This window comes from Gardnerella washingtoni, from assembly GCF_049262705.1.
Classification (GTDB): domain Bacteria; phylum Actinomycetota; class Actinomycetes; order Actinomycetales; family Bifidobacteriaceae; genus Bifidobacterium; species Bifidobacterium vaginale_D.
Window position 1 is genome coordinate 1,221,348 of record NZ_CP058398.1, and the last position, 17,665, is coordinate 1,239,012.

The 17,665-nt window shown below is 41.6% G+C and carries 14 protein-coding genes and 4 tRNA genes; 3 read left to right on the top strand and 15 right to left on the bottom strand.

Annotated features, from left to right (window positions below; translation table 11 throughout):
- Positions 1 to 128 precede the first annotated feature (128 nt).
- The 5 genes from HXT28_RS04710 to HXT28_RS04730 all read right to left on the bottom strand — a co-directional run bounded on the left by HXT28_RS04710 (position 129) and on the right by HXT28_RS04730 (position 7,150).
- Positions 129 to 785, bottom strand: coding sequence for a YigZ family protein (locus tag HXT28_RS04710; protein ID WP_016636480.1), 657 nt, complete (start codon positions 783 to 785; stop codon positions 129 to 131).
- A 6-nt stretch (positions 786 to 791) separates the two neighbouring features.
- The gene (locus HXT28_RS04715; RefSeq protein ID WP_032814922.1) at positions 792 to 1,085 is read right to left on the bottom strand and encodes a metal-sensitive transcriptional regulator; all 294 of its coding nucleotides are present in this window, start codon (positions 1,083 to 1,085) and stop codon (positions 792 to 794) included.
- 192 nt (positions 1,086 to 1,277) lie between these two features.
- The gene (locus tag HXT28_RS04720; RefSeq protein WP_422113329.1) at positions 1,278 to 5,534 is read right to left on the bottom strand and encodes a hypothetical protein; all 4,257 of its coding nucleotides are present in this window, start codon (positions 5,532 to 5,534) and stop codon (positions 1,278 to 1,280) included.
- 365 nt (positions 5,535 to 5,899) lie between these two features.
- A tRNA-Ser gene (locus HXT28_RS04725) sits at positions 5,900 to 5,986 on the bottom strand.
- A 231-nt stretch (positions 5,987 to 6,217) separates the two neighbouring features.
- A complete protein-coding gene (locus HXT28_RS04730; RefSeq protein WP_016636726.1) occupies positions 6,218 to 7,150 on the bottom strand; it encodes an EamA family transporter in 933 nt (310 codons plus the stop codon).
- 161 nt (positions 7,151 to 7,311) lie between these two features.
- Here HXT28_RS04730 and dinB point away from each other — a divergent pair, with 161 nt between their 5' ends.
- The gene (dinB, locus tag HXT28_RS04735) at positions 7,312 to 8,622 is read left to right on the top strand and encodes a DNA polymerase IV (RefSeq protein ID WP_064346940.1); all 1,311 of its coding nucleotides are present in this window, start codon (positions 7,312 to 7,314) and stop codon (positions 8,620 to 8,622) included.
- A 186-nt stretch (positions 8,623 to 8,808) separates the two neighbouring features.
- On the opposite strand, the gene fdxA is transcribed toward dinB, so the two are convergent.
- The 10 genes from fdxA to HXT28_RS04785 form a co-directional block, all read right to left on the bottom strand.
- On the bottom strand, positions 8,809 to 9,132 hold the full coding sequence (gene fdxA, locus HXT28_RS04740) for a ferredoxin (RefSeq protein WP_016636724.1): 324 nt from the start codon (positions 9,130 to 9,132) through the stop codon (positions 8,809 to 8,811).
- 164 nt (positions 9,133 to 9,296) lie between these two features.
- Positions 9,297 to 10,925 (bottom strand): APC family permease, encoded by a 1,629-nt coding sequence (locus HXT28_RS04745; protein WP_016636723.1) that lies wholly within the window; start codon positions 10,923 to 10,925, stop codon positions 9,297 to 9,299.
- A gap of 284 nt (positions 10,926 to 11,209) precedes the next feature.
- Positions 11,210 to 12,481 carry an FAD-binding protein gene (locus HXT28_RS04750; RefSeq protein ID WP_422113330.1) on the bottom strand — a complete coding sequence of 424 codons (1,272 nt, stop codon included), beginning with the start codon at positions 12,479 to 12,481 and terminating at the stop codon, positions 11,210 to 11,212.
- A 127-nt stretch (positions 12,482 to 12,608) separates the two neighbouring features.
- A complete protein-coding gene (gene rpmG / locus HXT28_RS04755) occupies positions 12,609 to 12,779 on the bottom strand; it encodes a 50S ribosomal protein L33 (RefSeq protein ID WP_004105548.1) in 171 nt (56 codons plus the stop codon).
- A gap of 53 nt (positions 12,780 to 12,832) precedes the next feature.
- Positions 12,833 to 12,906: transfer RNA gene (locus tag HXT28_RS04760), tRNA-Met, on the bottom strand.
- A 4-nt stretch (positions 12,907 to 12,910) separates the two neighbouring features.
- Positions 12,911 to 12,982 (bottom strand) — tRNA-Thr (locus HXT28_RS04765).
- 1 nt (position 12,983) lies between these two features.
- Positions 12,984 to 13,065: transfer RNA gene (locus HXT28_RS04770), tRNA-Tyr, on the bottom strand.
- A gap of 110 nt (positions 13,066 to 13,175) precedes the next feature.
- A complete protein-coding gene (gene hisC, locus HXT28_RS04775) occupies positions 13,176 to 14,273 on the bottom strand; it encodes a histidinol-phosphate transaminase (protein ID WP_064346937.1) in 1,098 nt (365 codons plus the stop codon).
- Between the two features lie 283 nt (positions 14,274 to 14,556).
- Positions 14,557 to 14,850 (bottom strand): co-chaperone GroES, encoded by a 294-nt coding sequence (groES, locus tag HXT28_RS04780; protein WP_004114319.1) that lies wholly within the window; start codon positions 14,848 to 14,850, stop codon positions 14,557 to 14,559.
- Positions 14,851 to 15,097: 247 nt separating this feature from the next.
- A complete protein-coding gene (locus HXT28_RS04785) occupies positions 15,098 to 16,246 on the bottom strand; it encodes a hypothetical protein (protein WP_422113331.1) in 1,149 nt (382 codons plus the stop codon).
- Positions 16,247 to 16,520: 274 nt separating this feature from the next.
- Between HXT28_RS04785 and HXT28_RS04790 the strand changes: the two genes are divergently transcribed.
- Together HXT28_RS04790 and HXT28_RS04795 are read left to right on the top strand one after the other, a co-directional pair.
- Positions 16,521 to 16,697 (top strand): FmdB family zinc ribbon protein, encoded by a 177-nt coding sequence (locus tag HXT28_RS04790; protein ID WP_081091154.1) that lies wholly within the window; start codon positions 16,521 to 16,523, stop codon positions 16,695 to 16,697.
- 101 nt (positions 16,698 to 16,798) lie between these two features.
- On the top strand, positions 16,799 to 17,572 hold the full coding sequence (locus HXT28_RS04795) for a hypothetical protein (protein ID WP_016636717.1): 774 nt from the start codon (positions 16,799 to 16,801) through the stop codon (positions 17,570 to 17,572).
- Positions 17,573 to 17,665 lie beyond the last annotated feature (93 nt).

A 17,665-nucleotide genomic window follows, 5' to 3' on the forward strand; every position in this document is an offset into this window, starting at 1 on the left:
ATTGATACTCATAGACAAACGCATGCTCATACACACAGTATCCATATTTTATCGACACAATAGTATGTATAGCAGTTAACTGAATAAACAAACATACTGCAGCTTATAGATCCTATACCGTAGCTTCATTACGCACGGATTCTTCTTATTTCTCCATCTGCTTTTGGCTTAAGAGCACCAGAAAATGCGTTTTGTACCATACGTAAAAATTCTTCTGATCTTAACGTAGGAATGGCTATTCTAATAGAAATTTCAGCACCAAAAGTTTCCTCGTCAATTATTCCTCTTACTTGACGTATTATTTGTTCTAACATACGCAATTGTGTATATTGCACACTACAAATAAAACTGGTACAAGAAATAATATCAACTATTCGCGCAGACGATACAGCCATACTCGCAGCGCGGGCATAAGCACGAGTCAAACCACCAGAACCAAGGAGGATACCACCAAAATAGCGAGTCACTGTTATCACGCAGTCAGTTAAATTCGATGCACGTAAAACATCTAGTATAGGTTTTCCAGCTGTGCCCGATGGCTCACCATCATCACTCATTCGTTCACAAAATTGAGAATCTGATGCACCACAAACTGCCGCATAAGCAATATGTCGAGCTTTAGGGTGCTGGATGCGCATCGATTGCATAAAAGACGCAACCTCACCAAGCGAAGTAATATGGCAAATATCACTAATAAATTCCGACTTTTTTTCTACAAAAGCTGCATGCGCTGGCTGAGATGGTAATTCATGAACAGTATGCAAATCTTTACGCAAATCTAACAAGTGTTATTAAGCCTTTTCGTAACGCAATAATCGATTGATAATCTCAGAGACGTCACCCATAGCATCCTCTGCAGCTTTACTCGTACCAACTTGCGTTGCACGATGTATTCGATTATTCACACTCTCACGCGCTATGACCACAGCTAGAGAATGTAATGCAGCAGTCGAAGCAGACAGCTGCATAAGAATATCCTGGCATTTAGCATCATGCTCAATCATAGTATTGATTGCTATAAGCTGACCTTGCACACGATGTAGGCGTACAAGCAACTTCTTCTTATCAATATCATAATCACTCATTGCTACTTTCCCCAATCCTCCAGAATAAAGCACCACAATGTTATAACATTATGTCCAAAGCTAGTACAAAATATTTTTCTTTGCAACTCTATGCAAATTTTATCTAACAATACGGAAAAATGGCGCATCAACCTTATATTCTGTAAACAAACAGCAGATTAATGCGCCATATTTCAGTCTTTAATTGATATCTTATACAAATCTACGCCTCATTGGTAGTACATCACCATGTCGAGCTCGTGAAGATCTATTCTTATGACGAGGAATAATAGTCACAAAACGTCCTAATGATAGTCCGCTAGCAAATGTGAGCGTAATAAATGCTAGTGCCATTACAACCATAGCTGGAGCACCAGTAGTAGCAAGCGATGTTGGAGTTAAACTCGTTTGCGCACTACTATTACCGCTATTCGAGTTGTTACCACCACTTACACTATGAACATTGTTGCGATTGTCACTATTAATGGTTTTATCATCGCGCTTGCTATTGTTGCTATCATTAGCATTCTTGTCAATTTCAGTATCAATAGTGTCAACAGTAGTAAAATCAGCATTGGCATTGTTTTTCTCATGAGATCCTTGCAACTGTTCACCATGAGAAGAATCACTGGTTGCTGCATTTTCTGAATTTAGAATATCCTCCACAGTACATTCAGAATTATCCGTATTCCCAAAATCACAAGTCTGATTATTAACTACATAAACAGAATCATTGTTATCTGAGGTCTCAATATCATATGAATCATTTTCAGAATCAAACTGTTTATTACTGTTGCTATGAGAGATTTTACCTTTATCAGAAGTATGGGCAGGTTTTGGATTTGACTTAGACTCACCACCCTTACTATCAGTAGCAGACTCAACCGGCTTCTCCTCGGACTTTACATCAGAGTTCACTCTAGGCTTTTCCTTATGCTTCGGTTTCTTATCAGAATGAGTCTCTCCATGCTTCACCTCAGGCTTAGTACCCTTGTGCTTAGGATCCTCACGCTTCGGTTTCTTGTCAGGCTTAGGATCCTCATGCTTCACACCAGGCTTAGTCTTCTCATGCTTCGGATCCTCATGCTTAGACTCAGGCTTAGGATCCTCATGCTTCGGTTTCTTGTCAGGCTTAGGATCCTCATGCTTAGACTCTGGTTTTTCTTCATGCTTCGGTTTCACCTCAGGCTTAGTCTTCTCATGCTTAGGATCCTCATGCTTAGACTCCGGCTTAGTCTTCTCATGCTTCGGATCCTCATGCTTCGGTTTCTTGCCAGGCTTAGGATCCTCATGCTTAGACTCTGGTTTTTCTTCATGCTTCGATTTCACCTCAGGCTTAGTCTTCTCATGCTTAGGATCCTCATGCTTAAAATCTGGTTTCACCTCATGTTTCGGATCCTCATGCTTCACACCAGGCTTTTCCTTAGGCTTAGGATCCTCATGCTTCGGTTTCACCTCAGGCTTAGTCTTCTCATGTTTAGGATTCTCATGCTTAGACTCAGGCTTAGTCTTCTCATGCTTCGGATCCTCATGCTTAGAATCTGGTTTCACCTCAGGCTTAGACTCCGGCTTCACATCAGGCTTAGACTTCTCATGCTTAGGATCCTCATGCTTAGAATCAGGTTTTCCCTCATGCTTCGGATCCTCATGCTTAGAATCAGGCTTAGGATCCTCATGCTTAGACTCCGGCTTAGTCTTCTCATGCTTCGGATCCTCATGCTTCGGTTTCTTGCCAGGCTTAGGATCCTCATGCTTAGACTCTGGTTTTTCTTCATGCTTCGGTTTCACCTCAGGCTTAGTCTTCTCATGCTTAGGATCCTCATGCTTAGAATCAGGTTTTCCCTCATGCTTCGGATCCTCATGCTTAGAATCAGGCTTAGGATCCTCATGCTTAGACTCCGGCTTAGTCTTCTCATGCTTCGGATCCTCATGCTTAGAATCTGGTTTCACCTCAGGCTTAGACTCCGGCTTCACCTCAGGCTTAGACTCCGGCTTCACCTCCGGCTTAGTCTTCTCAGGCTTCGGATCCTCATGCTTAGAATCAGGCTTAGAATCAACCGGCTTATGTATCACTTGTACAGTTTCACCTTCTACACCTAATACATGAGTAGCTAAAGGTTTACCTTGTGCATTAAATACTTCAGCTTTCCAATACACATTACCCTCATGATTACATGTAATATCTGGAGACTGCACAGTAATTGACGATTTCTTATTTACATCATTCTGCACATTCATAATATCTACACGCATCGGAGGCATTACTTCTTCATTACTTGTGGTTGTTTCATTTGCAACTGTTTTAACAGCATTAACACTGGCACTCACAGACTGTTTATTGGAGAATTCAAGTTTCTTTGCAGCAGGATTCTTATCAGTTTTATACGAATAGGCACTAAATATTACATAACTACCTTTCGGCACATCACCAGTAATATTTGCATTATCATGGAATTTCTTTCCAACGTACACTTTATTATCGCTTACTTGCGTCGTTACCGACACTGTACGATTTACAGGATTTGACTCAACATAAGTACGACTCCAAGAATTATCATATGCAGATTTGTAAGCAATTGCACGTGATGAACCTGGGAAATCGTACACAAATACATACCATCCAGAATCACTATTTTTCTTAGCAAGGATATGCACATTGTCCACTAGCTTTCGCGACCCTGGAACTGATTTATCTGAACCAGCGATATCACGAAGAGTAATAGCTCCATCACCTATTCTGTATATGCCATTAACAGCTGGAACCTCCCAATCAGCAATCATACGATGATGTTTATCTTCCTTAGGTTCTTGAACAGTTGGTTCACCTGCTGCACCTGGCATATATTGATTATTATCTGTTTTCGTAGGATTCTCTGTACCTGCACCAGCCCACCATACGCGAATATGCGCTTTTTTATCGGCAGAAAAACCATACTTTTCATTGCCTGTAAATGAGCCATACTCTTCTGGAAGACCTTTTACTGTGATTTCATTAACAATTTCTTTTCCGAGACCAACCGTTTGCTGCTGTGGCGCAAAATCAGAACTTACTAACGCTTTATGAACTACTGTTGTTTCAGGAGATCCAAATGCATAAACCACATCTTTCGTTAATTTAGCATTCCCTGGAATACTTTGACCCGTATCTGCAATAATCCAGACCCATGTGCCAAACAACCCTACTTCATCTTTAGTCACTGTATAAGGCTCAGCTTTATCAAGATCAGGCAGACTAATGTTACCAGCAGCTCTTTTTGCTGAAGCAACTACTGTTTCGCCAGAGTTTGAAAAAGTTGCTTTCGCTGCAGCAACCTGCCGCAAATTTGACAAACTTCTTAAGCGCTCTAAATATTCCGTCGCAGATTCATTTTCTTTGCGAGGTTCCATATGTAAAACACTGTTGGCAGAACCCACAAAATAGTATCCTTGCGCGTCAATATGTGCACCTTTTATCCAAGCATCATTGGTTGCAACACCACTTGTTACAGCACTATCAACCCGTTCTCCGATTTGCAATTCATGATGATCAATTTTTGAAGTAAGAGTTGGCTGGAAACTGGTATCTACAATCATTCTAAAATCTTGGCCATACCATGCTGGCTCGTCAGAACGTATATTATCTTGACCAGTATCCGAGTACAATCGTTCAGGCTCAGGCCCTTGTACAAGAATGCTAATATTGACGTTACTTGTTTTTTTCGCTTCCCACGGAATACTCACTCCTTCTTTAGTTGATCTTATTTCCACTTCACCAACATAGTTTTTCTGCCCAACATTCTTACTTTCCAAATTAATAAGATCTTCATCATACCGTATTTTGACAGGAATACCACTTAATACTTCACCATCAGGATTAAACACACGAATAGTGAATCTACCAGCACGTTGACCTATAGTGTATTCTTTCTTTAATTCAGCACGAATTGGAGTTTGTTTCCTTGCCTCTTGCCACAAACGATTAGCAGTATCAGCAATAATTTGTGTATCAATATCTTCAAATCCGTTCTCTACAACTTCTTTCCATCTTGCTTGATTAATATCAAAATGATTATGCATTGCAAACGCTATAGAAGCTTGCACAACTCTATCGTCATTGGATTTATTGTCTTGAATTAACTTTGCGGCAATACGATAATCTTCACTAGCTTCTGCCCTCCAAATGCCAGTAGCATTGTATAGAACAGAAGATTCGATACAATATAGTTTTTTATTTGCTTCCCAAAGAGACGGTCCTAATATAAGAGACAAATCAGGACGCGATAACCACTCTACAGTAGTTGATTTTTTATACCAGAAACCTGGTCTATTTGGGATATTTAAACCCGAAGCTAACTGTGCACAAAAAACTGCAGGAACTACAATAGAAGAAGAAATAAGCGCTACCAATATTCGCATACTTTTGCGCTTCAAACTACTTTGCAGCATATTCGCACAATTTTTGATACTGTGTTTTCCCCCATATCTTTTCATGAGATTCTCCTTAACCCAACCCTTAATGTAATAACATAAATATTCGCAATATCACTTACAAGCAACTCATTAGGGAAAATAACTCTCATTTTGTTCCCAATATGCATATTTTTTCGTATATATGCATATATATCATGAAGTAATTATGCATTTATTTATGCTGAACGCTTTTCATAAACGCTCATGACATTAACTATGCTCTTCGCTTAAAGATGCGTAAACAATTTTTGATGATTGTGGTTAAAAGGTCAGATTCAAAATTTTAAGTATCCACATTTTGGGAAATAACACCGAAATTAATCCAAATTTTCATGGTCATAACAAAAATCTCAGTAGACATGAAACCACGTCTACTGAGACAAACGCGGAGTCAGAGAGATTCGAACTCTCGAGCCGCTTACACGACTAACACCTTAGCAGGGTGCCCCTATCGGCCACTCAGGCATGACTCCACTTGTTAACTACACAAAGCAGCAACAGATTGACACTATAGCACCTCTGTAGGACTGCAAACAAGTCCAACGACACATTTCGTGTCAATAAGTTCTTCACTTACTATATAAAAACGAAGATTCTACAAAATATGCTTATAAAAATACACGAAAATATTATCGCGCAAAAAATTGTATGCAAAACAAAATCCAAATAAGGTCACTACAACAAAATACTCTTTTGATATATTTTCACACAGGATTATGGTCACCAGAAAAAGTAACCACTACAGCACACATAACTAAAGCTATACCAGCAATATCAGTTAAGGTTGGTATTTCACCAAATCCCATTCCAATAATCACAGCAATTGCAGGATACAGCGCTTGCATAACTGAGTATTTTGCAGAAGTAACACGCTTCAGTAAAACTTGGTCAAGCAAAGTTGGGAAAAAAGAAGCGCACACTGCAATAACTAGCATCAACGCAAGCAAAGCAAAAGAACCACCAGGACGAGCAGCCCATGTAGCTTCCGATTTAGGTGAAATAACATGCTGCACCGCAGGAACAGCGAGCACAGTAGATTGCAGCAACCATCCAATAAGTGCTGCAATACTTACGCGATCAATAGCATGCGAACTTTTTGCCAGCATACGACCAGAAACAATGTACAAACCCCACATGAATCCGCCCACGAGAATAGCACATAAACCAGCAAGAAAATGTGGGCTAACTGCGCTATGTATAGAAGCACTAGCAAGTAAAGCAATGCCACAAACTGCAATCAGCATGCCAACTCGCTCACGCCACTCGTGCCCAGTAATAACAGCCACGAGCAATGGTCCTATGAATTCAATAGTTACAGCCACGCCTACAGGCATACAACTAATTGCCACATAAAACATGGTGTTCATAGCAACTAGTGAAATCCCAACCGCAGCAGCAATAGCCCATTCTTGTAAAGTTTTCGGCAACATACTGCGCTTGGCACTAGAAAATGGTCGTCGCCAAATCAAGAGCAACAGCGTCATAAAACCTACGCGATACCACACTGCATACAACGGATCTAACTGGCTAAAAGCCACTTTTGCCACAGAAGTTGCCGTATAAACCATCGCGGCTTCTATCACAATGATAAGCAGCACAGGCATACGACGTAAACTATTAACGACAAATTGCTTCATAGCACCAACCCTACATGAATATGACGTCGACATACGCTTTCGCGACAAAAATAGTTTTATTTCTATAAAAAATTAATCTTTACTGTTATAAATATAGCAATTTTTTTATATAGAAATACATTATTCTTCACAAAATCGAACTTTTGTTCTATCATCATATTATGAGTACAGCGCCGCGAGTACAAGCAGCAAAACGCAATTGGGGACACGATACCTCATGCTGTGACATACTCCACGTTGACATGGATGCATTTTATGCTTCTTTAGAAGTTGCAAGGCACCCGGAACTTAAAGGAAAACCACTTATTATTGGCATGGGAAATCGTGCTGTTGTTTCCGCAGCCAGCTACGAAGCTAGAGCTTACGGAGTTAATTCTGCTATGCCAATAGTCAAAGCACGAAGTCTTTGCCCGCAAGGAATTTTTTTGCCGGTTGATATGTCTTATTATTTAAGCGTTTCTAACAGTATTTTTGAAGAAATTTTTTTGCATGTTACCAATCAAGTCGAAAAAGTTTCTGTTGACGAATGCTACATGAATATTAAATCGGCTTTATTGCAATGGAAATCGCCTGTAAACATTGGAACTTGGATACGAAAAGAAGTATTTGAAAAATATCATATTACATGTTCAGTTGGCATTGCTAGTAATAAACTCATTGCAAAAATGGCATCAACTAATGCAAAACCCAATGGCATGCTTCTTATTCCGCAAAAATGTAACGCAGATTTTGTATCAATTATGCCTTTGCGCGCAATACCTGGAATTGGACCTTCTTTAATACATAAGCTTGAAGACTGGGGACTATCCACAGTTGCATCGCTTAAAAACATTGACGAAGCGACACTTACTCGCATAACAGGCTCTCAAGCTTGCGCAAAAATGATATATCAGTCTGTTAGGGGCATGGACGAGCGCACTGTAACACCGCGAGCGCCAGAAAAATCTATTGGGACTGAGCGAACCCTCGACACTGACACAACAGATGAACACACTGTGCAACAATTGTTGTATCAATGCTGCAGTGAAGTAACTCAACAATTGCGAAAACGTAAGCTTATGGCACGCACTATAACATTAAAACTGCGATTTAGTGATTTGCATTACGCTACTAGATCTTTTACTTTGCATAATGCGACAGATTCAACACACGAGTTTTATAAGCACGCTATTGACTTGCTTTCTAAAGCTAATCCAACTGTTCACAATTACATTCTTGGAGGAAACAACACAAAGCTTTTAAGCACAGTTCGTTTGGCTGGTATTACAGCGAATAATCTTGTTCCAGCAAATAAAGTTTCGCTGCAACCTTCATTAAACGATATTCTGGAAGAAAATACGCGCGAATCTAAGAATCCTGTGCAAAACAGCATATCTGCAATGAATAAAAACACTAGATTGCGTCACGCCGAACATGCTTTAGACGCTGTTCGCAAAAAATACGGTGACGATGCAGCACATATTGGATTGTAGTAATTCTAGTTGCACGAATATTCGTGTGGTGAGATTTTTCGCACTGAACGAAGGACGCTCGCGCAGCGCTTTGACCGAGCTTGAAATCAACAGGATTTCAAGCTCCTTCAAAGCGTGATTTGGCTCAAATGTGAAGCACGGTGTGCTTAACGCTCGCGCGGGTAACGCGCTCGCTACTGAGCTTGCTCAGGCAGGTCGTCGCGGAGGCAGTGCTGCAACATGCGCCTCATCCCATCCGGAAGCTCCAGCATCTGTAGCTCCACCTAAATCGCCAAGCTTGTCAAAATAATCAACGGCAGCATCTCGGTACCACTCCCAGTCTTCTGGCAAATCGTCTTCATAAAAAATAGCTTCTACTGGGCAAGCTGGTTCACACGCTCCACAATCCACACACTCATTCGGGTTAATATAAAGCGTACGATCGCCTTCATAAATGCAGTCCACAGGACATTCATCAACACATGCTTTATCTTTTACATCTACGCAAGGCTCTGCGATTACATATGGCATAATGCCCTCCTTCCTACTTTTATGCAACTTTTCTATTATAGGACATTTTTGGAAAGTCTATAACAAAAAGTCGGCATACAGTGTAACCGCATGTCGACTTTTTGCTAGTTCAATAATTTGTTAATTTTGATTATTTTACTAAGATGCAGACTATTAGTCGCAAACTATTCAGATGCAGACTGAGATGCAGTAGTTACCTCAGCTTGAGCTTCTGCGCGAGCTTGCTCTTCTGTTTCTCCTTCAGCTACCTTTTCTGCAGCTGCAGCATCTTGAGCAAACAAGGTTTCAACTGGTACACCAAGCTTCTTGGCTTTACGCAACTGCCTTCCAAGCAGAGAGTTGCGGTAAGAGTAGCCGAAGTACACCGCAAAACCGATTGCCAGCCACACTGCAAAACGAATCCAAGTCAATACAGACAAGTTGAGCATGAGCCAGAATGTGGAAAGTGCTGCAAACAGCGGAAGCCACGGATTGCCTGGCACAGTAAATGAACGATGCAAATCTGGTCTACGCATACGCATAATCGGCACACCTGCAGAAACAAGCAGGAACGCAGAAAGCGTACCAATATTCACCATGTCGGAAAGAATGCCAATATCGAGTGTAGAAGCCACAATTGCTACAACAATACCGGAAATAATCTGAAGCCTTGCAGGAATACCACGCTTACTTACCTTAGAGAAGCTACGCGGAAGCAGACCATCGCGACTCACAGCGAAGATAATTCGTGTAAGACCAAGCAAAAGAACCATCACAACGGTTGTTAAGCCAATAACAATGCCGAGGGAAATAATCTTTGCAGCCCAAGTAGCTCCTACGAGTTCAAAGCTAGTAGAAAGCGAAGGAGCTTCCTGCTTTGCCAAATCCTTGTAGGAAACCATACCGGTGGTCACAACTGCAACAAGGATGTAAAGAACAGTAACAATAAACAAACCGAGACCAATGCCTCGTGGAATATTCTTATGTGGATCTTTAGTTTCCTCAGCGGTGGTTGCCACAACGTCGAAACCGATGAATGCGAAGAACACCAAAGCAGCACCGGAAAGAATGCCAGGAACGCCGTAAACGGCTGGCTGCATACCGGTTACCCACTGCCACAAAGGCTGGCTCATAACGCCAGAAACTTCTATTCCTTTCACGCTGGCAACGTCAGTTGCAGGTGGAATAAACGGAGTAAAGTTTGAAGCTTTAATGTAGAAGAAGCCCACAACTACCACGAACAGAACAATACCAATCTTAAGGATTGTTAAAGCGCCGTCGAAGCGTGCAGAAAGCTTGGTGCCAAGAACAAGCATAGTTGTAAAGAATGCAACGATTACGATTGGAGCTACATCGATTGTAAAACCACCTAGCTTAAAACTGGTAGTCATATTCAAGCCGAAAAGCTTCATTAAATCGTTAAGATACACGCCCCAATACTTTGCTATCACTGAGCCGGCCATCAGCATTTCCAGGATCATATCCCAGCCAATAATCCAAGCAACAAGCTCGCCAACTGTGGTGTATGTGAATGTATAAGCAGATCCAGCAACTGGGATCATAGAGGCAAATTCTGCGTAGCACATTGCAGCAGAGCCGCATACAACACCTGCAATAATAAAGCTAATAATTACAGCAGGTCCGGCATGAAATGCTGCAGCTTGAGCGCCAACCGAGAAAATACCGGCACCAACAGCAACAGCAACACCCATAACTGCCAAATCCCACGCATTTAAGGTACGTTTAAGATGGCGTTCACCATCCATTGTCTCTGCGATAGTCTGTTCAACAGACTTTTTTCTCCATATTTGCATAATAAACGCACTTTCGTTGAGGTATAAGTAGGTATAAAGGTATAGACGCAATTAGCAACGCATCAACGAATTCTGCGGAACAGTTGCGACATTATCTTTACAAAACTTTTATTTATTTTTTGTAAGTAAAGCTAAACAAAAATTTTTATATAGATAATGTAGGTAAATATTACACAAAACTATGCTTCTACGGTAGTTTTCCCGTGTGTTCCTGTAGCATTTACAAAATTTTAATGAATAACTATATATATTTCTGCATTATTGGTATATTTTCTGAAAAATTTTTACTTAACAGAAATACCAATAAGCACAGGCTCTGGAACAAGAACCACACCAAACTTACCGTACACACCGTTAATAACAGCTTTCGCCAAAGCAAGCATATCAGCACAAGAAGCATTATTGCGATTAGTGAGAGCCAAAGTATGCAAAGAAGAAAGACCAGCTGGAGAAGCTTCACCATTTTTCGTCAGTCTAAAGCCCTTATGAAAACCAGCATGATCAATAAGCCATGCTGCAGAAGTTTTTATACCTTCGGAGCCATCTGGCAATATAACATCAAATCTTGGAGCATCTTCAGGCAACAAAGCAGCTTGGGTTTGTGTCATTACTGGATTCATAAAGAAACTACCACAACTGTGGCGATCACTATAAGGAGCATCTCCTTCATGCCACTCTCCGATAGCATAATCCTCTTGCTGCAAGCGTAAAGCACAATTTACACCTTCAGTACTTTTTAAGCCCTGCATCCACGGATTACTATATCGAGAAGCATCCTCAAGCATGCCTTTAGAAGCACGCACACGCAAAACTTCACGACGAATTGTGCTAGTCTGCATGCGCTCACCTATTTCAACTCGCAAGGCATGCGCAAGCTGTGCATGAGAAACAACGCCAGTATTGCTGTGACATAAGCAAAACGTAACAGACAAGACCACATAACGCGGAGTAGGAAAATAGGGTTTAACAGGCTCATTATCAGCAACATACATACTTTGCTTAAGCGCTGACGTACGATATCCGAAACACAACGCTTCTTTCGATAACTCATACGTTGTTTTCGTTTTACGATCCCAAACCTCTACTGAAGTAACACTATCTGAAACTTCTTGACCATAAGCACCAATATTTTGCACCACAGAAGCACCAACGGTGCCAGGAATACCAGAAAGCCCCTCTACGCCTTCAAGGCCGAGCGCAAGTACATGTGAAACAAAATCATCCCAATTACAGCCAGCTTCAGCGTTTACATGAACCATGCGCGCACCAGTTTGCTCATCAATGCCATCTTCTGCAGGCGCAGCCTCATCAAGAACATGAATAGAGCGGCGAGCATCACGAATTACCACACCATGAAATGGACTGTCACTAACGAGCATATTTGAACCGCCACCAACAACACATAATGGCAACCCTGATTCATCAGCATCTTCTACTGCTTCAATAACAGCAACACGGCTCGTAGGTTGAATAAAATGCGCAATACTACCACCAACTCCAATGGTTGTAATATCTGTGAACGATGGATTATTTACTAAAGATGCTTGCATAGTCATGTTTCATATCTTAACAACAAGAAATAACAAAAAACCCCACAAAAGCGGGGCAATAAGTATTATATTCTGCGCAATCGTGATGAGTTTAAATGTAAAGCCACATCCCAACACAGCAAGCTGAAAATTCTCAGCGAGTTTCGCGATGAAGCGTATGCTTGCCGCAGCGTGGGCAGAATTTATTCAGCTCAAGACGATCCGGCGTATTACGACGATTCTTCGTCGTGATGTAGTTACGCTCTTTGCATTCCGTGCATGCCATCGTGATGCCCGGACGGATGTCAGCGCTCTTGCTTGCCATTTCGTTCACCTCTACAATTCATTGTTGGCCAGCCAGTCTCCTACTGGCCGTTGTAGCGAGGAAGAGACTCGAACTCTTGACCTTACGATTATGAGTCGTACGCTCTAGCCAGCTGAGCTACCCCGCCAGAGAGCCTCGAGTGAGAATCGGACTCACGACCTCTTCCTTACCAAGGAAGTGCTCTACCACTGAGCTATCGAGGCGTGGCGGGTAGTGGATTCGAACCACTGAAGCACGAAGCGGCTGATTTACAGTCAGCTCCCTTTGACCACTTGGGAAACCCGCCAGCAGTCTCCGTAAGAAGTGAACTTCAAACGGCAACTTTGTTATTCTGCCACAAATACGCGACGAATGCAAGTTTAAGACACGCCGAAAACAAAACTGATATGAAAAAAGTTAATTATCGAGCCTAAAACCAGCTTTTTTTAGATTTTCGCAAACTACAAGCACACGATCATTAGCTTCACGTTCACCAATGCTGATACGAATACCCTCACCAGCAAAAGCTCGAACTGACAATCCAGCTGCCACAAAACGCTCAGTCGCACGCTCAGTATCTACACCAAACGGCATCCAGAAGAAATTAGCATAGGCATTCGCAATATCCCAGCCCTGCTCACGTAAAGCACTAACCATACGCTCACGCTCTGCAACAAGAGACGCGACACGCTTCTTCATTTCTTCGCTTGCAGTATCTTCCAACGATGCCAAAGCAGCAACCTGTGCTATTTGAGACACACCAAAAGGCACAGCCACCTTACGCATGCCCTCTACAACTTCAGCAGGCGCGATACCATAACCAATACGCAAACCTGCCAAACCATAAGCTTTGGAGAACGTTTGTGCAACAACTACGTTTGGATACTCACGATACAACTTCATGCCGTCTGCAGTACCTTCATTAGTATTAAACTGCACATAAGCTTCATCAATAAGCACAAGCACATCACTCGGTACAGCATCCAAAACTTTGCGCGCGTCAGCTTCGCTAAGAGATGCAGAGGTTGGATTATTAGGATTATTCAAAATAACCAAACGCGTACGCTCGTTAATAGCATTGATAATGCCATCTATATCGTGAGAACCATCAGCACAGTTAGGAATCTGAACGCTTGTAGCACCAGCTCCAGTCACAATAATCGGATACGCTTCAAAACTTCGCCAAGGATACACAACTTCATCACCCGGACCTGCAACAAAGTCAACCAACTGCGTAATAACTTCAGTAGAGCCGCAACCAAGCACTACTTCATCCGATGTCACACCAAAACGCTTAGCAAGTTCTTCAACAACTTCCGTACCGCGCATATTTGGATAGCGGTTGATTACATGAAGCGCGCGAGTTGCAATAGCTTCTTTGACGCTTTCCAAAGGTTCATAAGGATTCTCATTACTGGAAATCTTATATGCGCGAATACCCTCCAATTGAGGAGCTGGCTTACCCTGCTTATAGCTAGGAATCGTATCTACAATGCTGCGATGTTTATATGTCATACTTCTCCATCATACTCCTTGTACAACTCAACTATGCAAGTACTTTACGTAATTCACGTATACAGTCAGCAAAACCGTGCTTTTTGACTCATAGACGACACTTTCCCACACTTCGACTTGATTTCGCAGTTTTATTCGTTGTTCTTCAACGATACGACCTTACGCAATAGTTTTTTCTTGACAACACACAGCAATAAAAAACGCTGGAAACAACATTTCTGTCATTCCCAGCGTTATTAACGCTACTTTTAGCGTAAAGAATTATTGCTCACATTGGCTAATACTAACCAAGAATAGCAAGCACATCGCGCGAAGACACAATCAAGTAATCTTCACCCTCATAGTGTACTTCAGTTCCGCCATACTTGGAGTACAAAACCTTGTCTCCAACTTTAACGTCCATTGGAATGCGCTCGCCCTTATCGTCACGACGACCAGGACCCACAGCAAGAACTTCACCCTGCTGAGGCTTTTCCTTAGCATTATCCGGAATATACAGACCAGAAGCAGTCTGAGTTTCCGCCTGAGCTTGCTTTACAATAATCTTATCTTCCAACGGTGTGAGTTTAATCGACACTGTCGCCACCTCTTTCTTAAGAGAGATACTAACTTTGTACGCAAGCACAATCCGACGAGGCTGACGATCACGTCTGCAACCGCACTTACGTTCTGTGTTTCATGGTACCGCGAATTTAGCACTCTGCCAACTCGAGTGCTAATCTTTTTAAAAATATTTTGTTGCGCGTTTCGTCACAATATACTGAAAATACAGCGTCGCGAAGAATCATATACGAGTTTATGCGTATGTTTACAAGAATAGCGTGTCATGAACTACGGCGCGAAAGCACATCATGCAAATTAGCTACACCTAATGAATCTGCAGAACTTTCTGGAGCTTCTACATCACTTGTTGATTCTTGAGTATGGGATTGTGACGATTCTATCCCCAGAACGGCTTGTGTTGACTTAGCAACTGGCACTGCTTTCGTTACCTGCTTAGTAGACTTAATTTCCAAGCTTTCTGGCATAGATGGTGTTGACGAAGGTTTTTCTGACTGAGTTTGTGCTTGAGCGTCTAGTGAGAATGAAATCAAATCTTGATGGACACACGCAGAATCAACAATAGGCACAGAATCAGCAACATCATAAGCATCTTCATTTACATCCACATCTTCGCTCAATGCTTCTTGAGAAACTTCACGAGTGCGCAGTGCAGCATTTCGTTCTTGCATAGCCTGATGCAATGCTACTCTAATTTCACTTTGTTCCATAACAGAAGTTTCTGCATCATCACGGGATCGAGAAGATACTGGAGCAGTCGAATCATCAACCACAGTGCCATAACCGCTATCAGCCGCATTGTTACCATTATCAATACTATTGCTCGCCTTATCAGCATTAGCATCATATGCATTGTTAGTATCAGTTAGTTGATACACAAGAGCGCTATTATGATGTTTATACAAGGCATCTTCTGTCTGTACTTGATTTTTTTCGTCTCGCATTGCGGCTACGCGTGCTTCCCACTTGCGCGCACGGCGAGACACCCGTGCTCCGAGATACAGCACAACAAACAGCATAATGGCTGGAATAAGCGCAAACACTGGTGTAAATAACCCAGAGCAGCCTGCTAGCAACACAAGAATCGTTAATACAACAAGAGCGATGACTAATATGCGGCGACGACGAACAGCAGCACGTCGAGCAGTACGAACCCGCGCAATATGTTCAGGTGTTAATGTTTGTTTTTGTTGAGTCGGTTGCATACAAGCCTCTTTTGCCAACATACTCGTACCGTCACAAACATGTGCGATACTCCACTCACCTACAAGATGCAGTGAAGGTGAAAACCTATCTTCACGATGCTCAAGCATAGATTTCATACCATTAACCGTGCGCTTAGGCAACCACCCGAACCATAAGGCTACGAGGATGATCAACACAAGAAGCGCACTCACCGATTCATAACCCATAACTATTAATATAAAGAAGTTATAGGATGTGTAGCAACATAAACATTTCGGCGTGTCGTCAAAATATAAGCATGCAATAAACACTTATGCACAATGCGCTGTATCAACATATTATGTAGTAAATAAGTTTCATACAGTATCCAACTGTCACGGTATAGACTAGGATATGTGGAAGAACAGTAAGTAAGATTCATTACAGCTTAGGCTGACAGTTGAAACTTTGTTTCGAGCGAAAACTTTTTATTTACATGCTCATGTAATTTCGGAGGGACTTTTGCCTACTTATCATTACCGTTGCAAGCAATGCGGATACGATTTTTCAGAACATCAATCATTTTCAGATGATCCTATTACTCTTTGCCCTCAATGTGGCAAGAATACAGTACACAAGGTGTACTCTGCTCCTCCAATTAATTTCAAAGGCAAAGGTTTTTACAGAACAGACAAGTAATCCTAATAAGTAAAAAATAATTCACGTACTTTCTGACTACGATTATAGGTTTTAACCACATTGTGTAGTTTTTCTTGTACACCTGCAATAAAAACTACACAATGCAAAGTATGAGTATAACCTTTTCTTTACTATCAAAATTTCAGCGCGCTCAACGAAGCAGCGCACTAATACAACGTCGCCAACGCGCATTTGTTAGAAAAATTATCATAGTGCTGTGCGCAGGAATCATGTCTTTACTTGTAATATCATCAATTATTGACGCACAAGCAACACAAGTAATACCTGTAGCATCTCACCACATTCAGCAAGGTGCGCAACTCACAGCAAATGACATAAGCTATGTTCGAGTGCCACAACATGATGTATTTCATTATGCATTAACTGAACGGGTAAATACGCATAATCCTCTCATTACTACCTGTGAAATACAAACAGGCATGCCAATTTTACAAAATGCTGTGAGTCATATTCCAAGTATTCCTGAAGGATTCACTTCTATTAATGTGCACTTAGCTAGTGCAGATCACACTTTAATACCTGGAGAACAAATTAATCTTGCTTTTAGTAAACCTCTGCAAGATGAAGATGCCGATAACGATATCAACGGTGCAGAATTGGGGAAAAATAGTAACCCAGCATCGTCAGAACACAATAATGAAAGCAAAAAAGCTGAAATTACAACAATTGATAAACGCTATGTAAGCATAATACAGCATGTCATGGTACTACATATAACGCAAAACCAGCAATCAGCACAAAATCAGCAAAATACTACTACACTTGCCATGCCTGCTGCAGATGCACTACGTTTACTACAAGCACAATCTGCGAATCCCTCACTAGCAATTGTTGCTATGAAACACTCGAAATAAAAGTTAGACATATTAAATAGATATGCTAGAGACAAAACGATATGCTAGAGACAAAACGATATGCTAGAGACAAAATCACAGCAATAATGTTGG